The organism is Micromonospora sp. S-DT3-3-22 (assembly GCF_015354745.1).
GTDB classification, from domain to species: Bacteria; Actinomycetota; Actinomycetes; order Mycobacteriales; family Micromonosporaceae; genus Micromonospora; species Micromonospora wenchangensis.
Genome location: NZ_JACGMO010000201.1, coordinates 1 through 7,446 on the forward strand (window position 1 = coordinate 1; position 7,446 = coordinate 7,446).

The following is a 7,446-nucleotide window of genomic DNA, read 5'->3' on the forward strand; positions in this document are numbered from 1 at the left end:
GCCGCGGCGGGCCGCGCCCCGGGCGCGACCGGCCGACCGGCCTGGCCACGGGCCGGGTAGCCGGCCGCCGGGGCGGTCCGCGCCGGGGCCGCGCCGGGCCGGGGCGTGGTGTAGGTGAACGGGAAGGGCACGTGCACGAACGGGTTCCCGTGCCGGATCAACGCGTCGATCTGACGCTCGTTCAGCCCGTGGTTCTCCAGCACCCGCCGCCCCCAGCGGTGCAGCCGGCACGGGTACGACGCGCCGTCGTTGCGGCACAGCGGCCCGTTGGGCCATTCCTCGGCGGCGTGCACCACGACCGCTCGCACCGCGAGCCGGACGTCCTCGGGTGTCAACGAGGCGGGCACCGGCACCTCGCCCAGAACCTGATCGATGGGGTCCGTCGACTGCTCACCAACTCGCACGGCAGGCCTCCCGCAACTCGGCAGCGACTGCGGCTGAATCGCCGCAACGCATCCTCGCGCAGTGGTACGGGCGGTGACCGGCGGCGGTTCAATCCCCCCACGCGGTGAGCAGATCCTCCGGCGTCAACACCCGCACCCCGTCCACCACCGCGCCGGCCCGGGTCACCGCCAGCAGCGGCACCTGTTCGTCGGCACCGGGCAGCCGGGGCCGGTGCAGGGTGAGCCGTCCCAGGTCGTGCCCGTCGAAGGGCCGGTTCTCCAGCCACTTCACCGAGCCGACGACGGTGATCCGCCGGGCGACCGGTCCACGGTCCGCCCCGACCAGGTCGATCTCCGGATCGTTGGTCCGGGTCCAGTAGCCGCCCACCACGCCGGTGTCCGCCGGCAGGTGGCCGGCGGGCAGCCGGCGCAGCGACTCCCGTACCACCGGCTCGATCGCCCGCCCCCGCCAGGACGTCCAGGAAGTACGCAGCCGGGCCAGGGTGAGATCGCCCCGCCCGCGCTCGATCTTAGGCAGGTACGGGCCGAGAAAGGTGAGCCAGAAGCGCAGGTACGGGTCGGCGGTGGGCTGGGCGGACGCGGTGAAGAACAGGTGCCGGCACCCCGGCCCGGTCGACAAACTCCTCGACCAGGCGGGACTTGCCGACCCGACGCCGCCCCCGCATCAGCAGTGCCCGCCCGGGGCGACCAGCCCGCCCTCCCCGGCTGACCTCGGCCAGCATGCCGTCGAGCAGGGCGAGTTCCCGGTCCCGCCCCACGAAGCCGTGCATACCCCGCTCCGATGCACTCAGATTTGATACCACCAAAAATGAGGGTCATCGAATCTGGGTGCTTCAGATCGTCACACCAGGCCCGCGTCGTGGACCAGCAGCGCCACCTGGACCCGGTTGTTCAGCGCCAGCTTGGTCAGCAGCCGGGACACGTACGCCTTCACCGTCGCCACGCTCATGAACAGCTCCGCCGAGATCTCCGCGTTGGTCCGGCCGTGGCCGAGCGCCACCGCGACCTCGTGTTCCCGCTCGGTGAGCCCGGCCAGCAGCCGCAGCGCCCGGTCCCGACGCCGGTCCGGACCCGGCGTGGGCCCCACGGTCAGGTGGCTGATCAACTGCCTGGTCACCGTCGGCGACAGGGTGGCCTCACCGGCGGCCACCCGCAGCACCGCCCGGACGATCTCGGCGGGCGGGGTGTCCTTGAGCAGGAAACCACCCGCCCCGGCCCGCAACGCGCGCAGCACCTGCTCGTCGGCGTCGAAGGTGGTCAGCACCAGCACCTCCGGCGGGTCCGGCAACGCCCGCAGCGCCTCGGTGGCGGCCAGCCCGTCGACCCGGGGCATCCGGATGTCCATCAGCACCACGTCCGGCGTACACCGGGCGACGGCGGCGGGGACCTCGTCGCCGTCGGCGGCCTCGCCCACCACCCGGACGTCCGGCACACCCCCGAGGATCATCGACAGCCCGGCGCGGACCAGCGGGTCGTCGTCGACGATCAACACCCGCACCGGGGCGGCGTCGCCGTCCGTCATGCCGGTCACCGGGCACCGCCGGGCAGCCGGGCGGCCGGGCGGCTCATGCCGGCCACGGCAGCCGGGCCGCCAGCCGGAAGTCCCCGGTCGCCCCGTCCCGGCCGTGGGTCAGCCGGCCACCGGCCAGGGTGACCCGCTCGGCGATGCCGACCAGCCCGGTGCCGGCGCCCGGCAGGGCCGGCGCGGAGGTGCCCACCGGCCAGGGGTTGCGGATCTCCACCGCCAGCTCCCGCCCCGGGCCGCCGGCCAGCCGGACGCCGACCGTCGTGTCGGGGGCGTGCTTGCGCGCGTTGGTCAGCCCCTCCTGCACGATCCGGTACGCGCTGCGCCCCACCGCCGTCGGCACCCGCGTCGGTTCGGCGACCTCGTCGACCAGGGTGACCCGGACCCCGGCGGCCCGGGACTCGGCGATCAGCGCGGGCACGTCGGCGAGGGTGGGCTGGGGGCGTTCCGGTGCGGCGTCGCCGCCGGCGGTGTCGGCCCGGAGCACCCCGATCACCTCGCGCAGGTCCTGGAGGGCGGCGTGGGCGCTGCCCCGGATCACCCCGGCCGCCCGCGCCACCTCCTGCGGCGGCGCGTCCGGGCGGAACTCCAACGCCCCGGCGTGCAGGCTGAGCAGCGAGATCCGGTGCGCCAGCACGTCGTGCATCTCCCGGGCGATCCGGGTGCGCTCCAACTGGCGGGCCTGGTCGACGCGGAGTTGCTGCTCGGCCTCGGCCCGGTGGGCCCGGTCCCGCAGCGACAGCACCAACTGCCGGCGGGCGCGGACGAACAGCGCCCACGCCACCACGATCCCGACGAACATCAGCGTCCAGGCCACCGTCGCCCAGTAGGGCAGCGTCGGGTCGGGGCGTACGACGGTGTAGAGCGGGATGACCGCCAGGTGGAAGCTGACCAGCGCCGCGCCGATCGGCAGCGGCCGGTGGATCAGCACGGTGAACACCACGACCAGCATCGCCACCCCGGCGGTCACCGAGAACAGCGCCAGCGGCAGGCCGGCCACGGCCAGCCCGACCGGCCAGCGCCGACGCAGCCACAGCGCCGCGCAGTAGCTCAGGCCCGCCGCCAGGTCCACCCCGACCAGCCAGGACGGCCCGGCGTTGTGGGCGAACTGCGGGTCGGGCGACATCGCGTCCCCGAACGCCACCAGCGCCCAGCCGACGGCGAGCAGGAAGGCCACCGTGTCGACCAGCCAGTCCCGGGGCGTCCGCCGGGCCGCCCTCGCCTCGGGCGTCAGCGCCCCCGGCAGCAGCCAGGGATGATCGGGTACGACGGCAGCACTCACCCACCCATGCTAGAAAGCCGAACGGCGCCGCGGACACCAACCAAAGTCGAGGTCTGCGGGTAGACCGAGGTAGGGGCGGACCTCGACCGCCGGCCGCAGCGCCCGGCCGGGTGGCTGGGACAGGCTCGACGGCATGATCGCAGTTGACCACCTCACCAAGCGGTACGGCCCGCATCCCGCCGTCGACGACGTCTCGTTCCGCTGCGAACCGGGCACGGTGACCGGTTTCCTCGGCCCGAACGGGGCGGGCAAGTCCACCACCATGCGGATGCTCTGCGGGCTGACCCGCCCGAGTTCCGGCACCGCCACCGTCGCCGGTCAGCCCTACCGCGAGCTGCCCAACCCGGGCCGCGAGGTGGGCGTGCTGCTGGACGCCTCCGCGCAGCACGTCGGGCGCAGCGGGCGGGAGACGTTGTTCCTGGCCGCCCGGATCATGGGCGTGGACGCCGACCGGGTGCCCGCGGTGCTCGACCGGGTGGGCCTGAACCCGGTGGCGGCGAAGCGGCGGGTCGGGGCGTACTCGCTGGGGATGCGGCAGCGGCTCGGCCTGGCGCTGGCGCTGCTGGGTGAGCCCCGGGTGCTGGTCCTCGACGAGCCGGCCAACGGCCTGGACCCGGAGGGGATCTTCTGGATGCGCGGCCTGCTGCGCGACTTCGCCGACCGGGGCGGCACCGTGCTGCTCTCCTCCCACCTGCTGCGGGAGGTGGAGGCGGTCGCCGACCGGCTGGTGGTGATCGGCGGCGGCCGGGTGGTCGCCCAGGGCGGCAAGGACGAGCTGCTGGCCGGGGCCGGCACCCTGGTCCGGGCCCGCGACCCGCACGCCCTGCGGCTCACCCTCGACCGGGCCGGGCTGGACGCCACCGCCAGCGCCGACGGCGGGTGCGTGGTCCGCGCCGAACCCGACGCCGTCGGGCAGGCCGCCGCCGACGCCGGGCTGGTCCTGACCGAGCTGCGGCCGGCCGGCGGCGGTGGCCTGGAACAGCTCTTCCTCACCCTGACCGCCGGCGCGAGCACCAAGGAGGCCGTGCAGTGACCACCGTGACGACCACTCCCCCCACCACCGTCCGGCCGGTCGTGGCCGGGCCGTCCCTGACCCGGCTGGTCGGGGTGGAGCTGCGCAAGCTCGGCGACACCCGGGCCGGCCGTTGGCTGCTGGCCTCGATCGGGCTGATCGCCGCCGCGATCGTCGCGCTGCAACTGCGCTTCGTCGACGACGCCGCGCAGACCTTCACCAACTTCTTCACCGCGTCGCTGGCGCCGGTGGCACTGCTGCTGCCGGTGCTGGGCATCCTGTCGATCACCGCCGAGTGGTCCCAACGCACCGCGCTGACCACGTTCGCCCTGGTGCCGCGCCGGGAACGGGTGATCGTCGCCAAGCTCGCCGCCGTGCTGCTCGCCGCGTTGGCGTCGGTGCTGGTGAGCCTGGCCGTCGCCGCCGTCGGCACAGTGCTCTCGGGGGTCACCGGCGGGTCGGGGAGCTGGGACTTCGACTGGACGCTGGCCGGGCACGCCGCCGTGTTCCAGTCCATCAACGTGCTGATCGGCGCGGGATTCGGGTTGCTGCTGCTCAACACCCCGCTGGCGATCGTCACCTCGCTGCTGCTGCCGACCGTGTGGGGCATCCTGTCCGCGATGATCGCGGCCCTGCACGGCCCGGCCCGCTGGCTGGACACCTCGATCACCATGGAGCCGCTGCTCGGCCCGGACATGACCGTCGGGCAGTGGGGTCGGCTCGGAGTGTCCCTGCTGGTCTGGGTGGTCGCGCCGCTCGCCGTCGGGATGGCACGCACGCTGCGGCGTGAGGTGCACTGACCATGCGGGGGCGGGAGCCGGACGCCGCGACCAGGGTCGGTGGTGACGTCGGGGAGCTGGTGGTGCTGTGGGTCGGCTTCCCGCTGCTGGGCGTCGCCGTGGGTGGCCTGCTGCCGCTGGTCGCCGACTGGGTGGCCGGGCTGCCCTGGGCTCCGGTGCAGGGGTGGTTCGAGCTGGTCGCCGGGCTGCCGTACCGGCGGGCGCTGGCCGGGGGCGTGACGCTCGGGGTGCTGGCCGGCCTGTTCGTCGCCCACGTCGGCACCCGGGAACGGTTGATCGTCACGGTGGACCGGGGCGGGGTGCGGTGGCGGCGCGACGGCGTCGACCGCGAGCTGCCCCGGCGCACCGTCACCGCCGTCTTCGTCGACGGCAGGGAGCTGGTGCTGCTCGGTCCGGCCGGCGCGGAGCTGGCCCGGGAACGCTCCGACCTGAGCCGGCGGCGGCTGCGGGACGCCTTCGACGGGCACGGGTGGCCGTGGCGGGACGCCGACCCGCACCGGGAGGCGTACCGGCGGTGGGTGGAGGGGTTGCCCGACCTGCCGCCGGGGGCGGACCCGCTGCTGCGCGCCCGGCAGCGGGCCGTCGACGCCGACCGGGCGCGCGACGTCCGGGAACTGCGGGGGGAGCTGGCCCGGATCGGGGTGGTCGTCCGGGACGAGGGCGGACGGCAGTATTGGCGGCCGGCTCCGCGCCCGGGTGGGCAGGCCCCGCCGCAGCCGTAGCCCGGTGCCCCGGCCCGGCGTCCCGTTCGAGCGTGACCGGGTCGTTGCCGATTGTGCATCCGCCGCACAGGGAGTATCAACCAAGGTGGATGTACTCCGGCGGAAGGGGACGACGATGGCCTCCACAGTCGACCGCGGCGGGATCTTCCGCCGCAAGCCGGTCGAGGAGATCGCCGACGAGACCGACCAGGGGTTGTCCCGTTCGCTGGGGTTGTGGCAACTCACCGCGATCGGCGTCGGCGGCATCATCGGGGCCGGCATCTTCGCCCTGGCCGGGGCGGTAGCCAACGAGACCGCCGGGCCGGCCGTGCTGGTGTCGTTCCTGATCGCCGGGCTGGCCAGCGCGGCGGCGGCGCTGTCGTACGCCGAGTTCGCCGGCATGATCCCCAAGGCCGGCTCGGCCTACACCTACGGCTACGCGGTGCTCGGCGAGGCGGTCGGCTGGTTCATCGGCTGGGACCTGCTGCTGGAGTACACCGCGATCGTGGCGGTGGTGGCGATCGGCATCTCCGGCTACTTCGGTTTCCTCGTCGGGCAGCTCGGTGTCGACCTGCCGGCCTGGATGCTGGGCGCCCCGGGCACCGGCGACGGGCACGTGGTGGACCTGTTCGCCGTGCTGCTCTGCCTGCTGATCGCCTTCCTGCTGACGTTGGGCATCCGGACCGCCGCCCGGTTCGAGACGGTCGTGGTCGGGGTGAAGGTGGCCGTGGTGCTGCTGGTGATCGTGGTCGGCTTCTTCCACGTCCGCACCGCCAACTACTCGCCGTTCTTCCCGTTCGGGCTCGGTGGGGCGTTCACCGGCGCGGCCACGGTCTTCTTCGCCGTGTTCGGCTACGACGCGATGAGCACCGCCGCCGAGGAGTCCCGCGACGCCCGCCGGCACATGCCGAAGGCGATCGTCTGGTCGCTGGTCATCTCGATGGTGCTGTACGTGCTGGCCACCCTGGTGCTGACCGGGATGCAGAACTACCGGGACATCGACCCGGAGAGCGGCTTCTCCTCCGCGTTCGCCTCGGTCGGGCTCTCGGGCCTGGCCAGCGTCATCGCCGTCGGGGCGATCATCGGCATCCTGACGGTGATGTTCACCTTCATGCTCGGGGTGACCCGGGTGTGGTTCTCGATGAGCCGCGACGGCCTGCTGCCGGCCTGGTTCGCCAAGGTGCACCCGGTCCGCCGGGTGCCCACCCGGGTCACCTGGATCGTCGGGGTGGCCTCGGCGGTGATCGCCGGTTTCCTACCGATCCGGCAGGCCGCCGAGCTGACCAACATCGGCATCCTGCTCGCCTTCGTGGTGGTCTGTGTCGCGGTGATCGTGCTGCGCTACCGCAGCCCGGACGCCCCACGGACGTTCCGGCTGCCCGGGATGCCGGTGGTGCCGGCGCTCGGGGTGATCTTCTCGATCTGGCTGATCAGCTTCCTCGACCACGTCACCTGGCTGCGGTTCGCCGCCTGGTTCCTGCTCGGCGGGCTGATCTACGCGTGCTACGGGTACCGCCGCTCGGCGCTGGCCGGGCGCGCCGACCCACCGGCCGACGAATCCGGGCGGTGACCGCGCCGCCCCGGGACGCCCGCCGTCCGGGCCAGCAACAGCGCGGTGCCGAGGCCGGCGACCAGGCCGGCCAGCGCGGGGAGCACGTCCGGGTCGCCACCGCCGACCGGGCTGTTGCCGGCCAACGCGGTCAACGGCGCGCCCGGTGAGAG

The 7,446-nt window shown here is 74.2% G+C and carries 9 protein-coding genes; 4 read left to right on the forward strand and 5 right to left on the reverse strand.

The annotated features are described in order from the left end of the window. From H1A17_RS32710 to H1A17_RS32725, 4 genes are all read right to left on the reverse strand, one after another. The coding region (locus H1A17_RS32710) for a hypothetical protein (RefSeq protein ID WP_194823694.1) at window positions 1–404 on the reverse strand (404 nt) is incomplete at its 3' end. Between the two features lie 88 nt (window positions 405–492). Continuing rightward, the gene (locus tag H1A17_RS32715) at window positions 493–1,023 is read right to left on the reverse strand and encodes a DUF234 domain-containing protein (RefSeq protein ID WP_145918094.1); all 531 of its coding nucleotides are present in this window, start codon (window positions 1,021–1,023) and stop codon (window positions 493–495) included. Between the two features lie 222 nt (window positions 1,024–1,245). Continuing rightward, window positions 1,246–1,926, reverse strand: a complete 681-nt coding sequence (locus H1A17_RS32720; RefSeq protein ID WP_194823695.1) for a response regulator transcription factor — start codon at window positions 1,924–1,926, stop codon at window positions 1,246–1,248. A gap of 43 nt (window positions 1,927–1,969) precedes the next feature. Further along, the gene (locus H1A17_RS32725) at window positions 1,970–3,211 is read right to left on the reverse strand and encodes a sensor histidine kinase (RefSeq protein WP_145918093.1); all 1,242 of its coding nucleotides are present in this window, start codon (window positions 3,209–3,211) and stop codon (window positions 1,970–1,972) included. A gap of 133 nt (window positions 3,212–3,344) precedes the next feature. On the opposite strand from H1A17_RS32725, the gene H1A17_RS32730 reads away from it, so the two are divergent. The 4 genes from H1A17_RS32730 (at window position 3,345) to H1A17_RS32745 (ending at window position 7,294) form a co-directional block, all read left to right on the forward strand. Next, window positions 3,345–4,244 (forward strand): ABC transporter ATP-binding protein, encoded by a 900-nt coding sequence (locus H1A17_RS32730; protein ID WP_194823696.1) that lies wholly within the window; start codon window positions 3,345–3,347, stop codon window positions 4,242–4,244. Beyond that, window positions 4,241–5,023 (forward strand): ABC transporter permease, encoded by a 783-nt coding sequence (locus H1A17_RS32735; protein WP_194823697.1) that lies wholly within the window; start codon window positions 4,241–4,243, stop codon window positions 5,021–5,023. Before H1A17_RS32730 ends, H1A17_RS32735 begins: the two co-directional genes overlap by 4 nt. A 2-nt stretch (window positions 5,024–5,025) precedes the next feature. Further along, window positions 5,026–5,745, forward strand: coding sequence for a hypothetical protein (locus H1A17_RS32740; RefSeq protein WP_145918091.1), 720 nt, complete (start codon window positions 5,026–5,028; stop codon window positions 5,743–5,745). Window positions 5,746–5,860: 115 nt separating this feature from the next. Further along, window positions 5,861–7,294 carry an amino acid permease gene (locus H1A17_RS32745; RefSeq protein ID WP_194823698.1) on the forward strand — a complete coding sequence of 478 codons (1,434 nt, stop codon included), beginning with the start codon at window positions 5,861–5,863 and terminating at the stop codon, window positions 7,292–7,294. On the opposite strand, the gene H1A17_RS34940 is transcribed toward H1A17_RS32745, so the two are convergent. Next, window positions 7,228–7,446, reverse strand: a 219-nt coding sequence (locus H1A17_RS34940) for a hypothetical protein (protein ID WP_228544691.1), incomplete at its 5' end; no start/stop codon positions are given. The genes H1A17_RS32745 and H1A17_RS34940 overlap by 67 nt on opposite strands.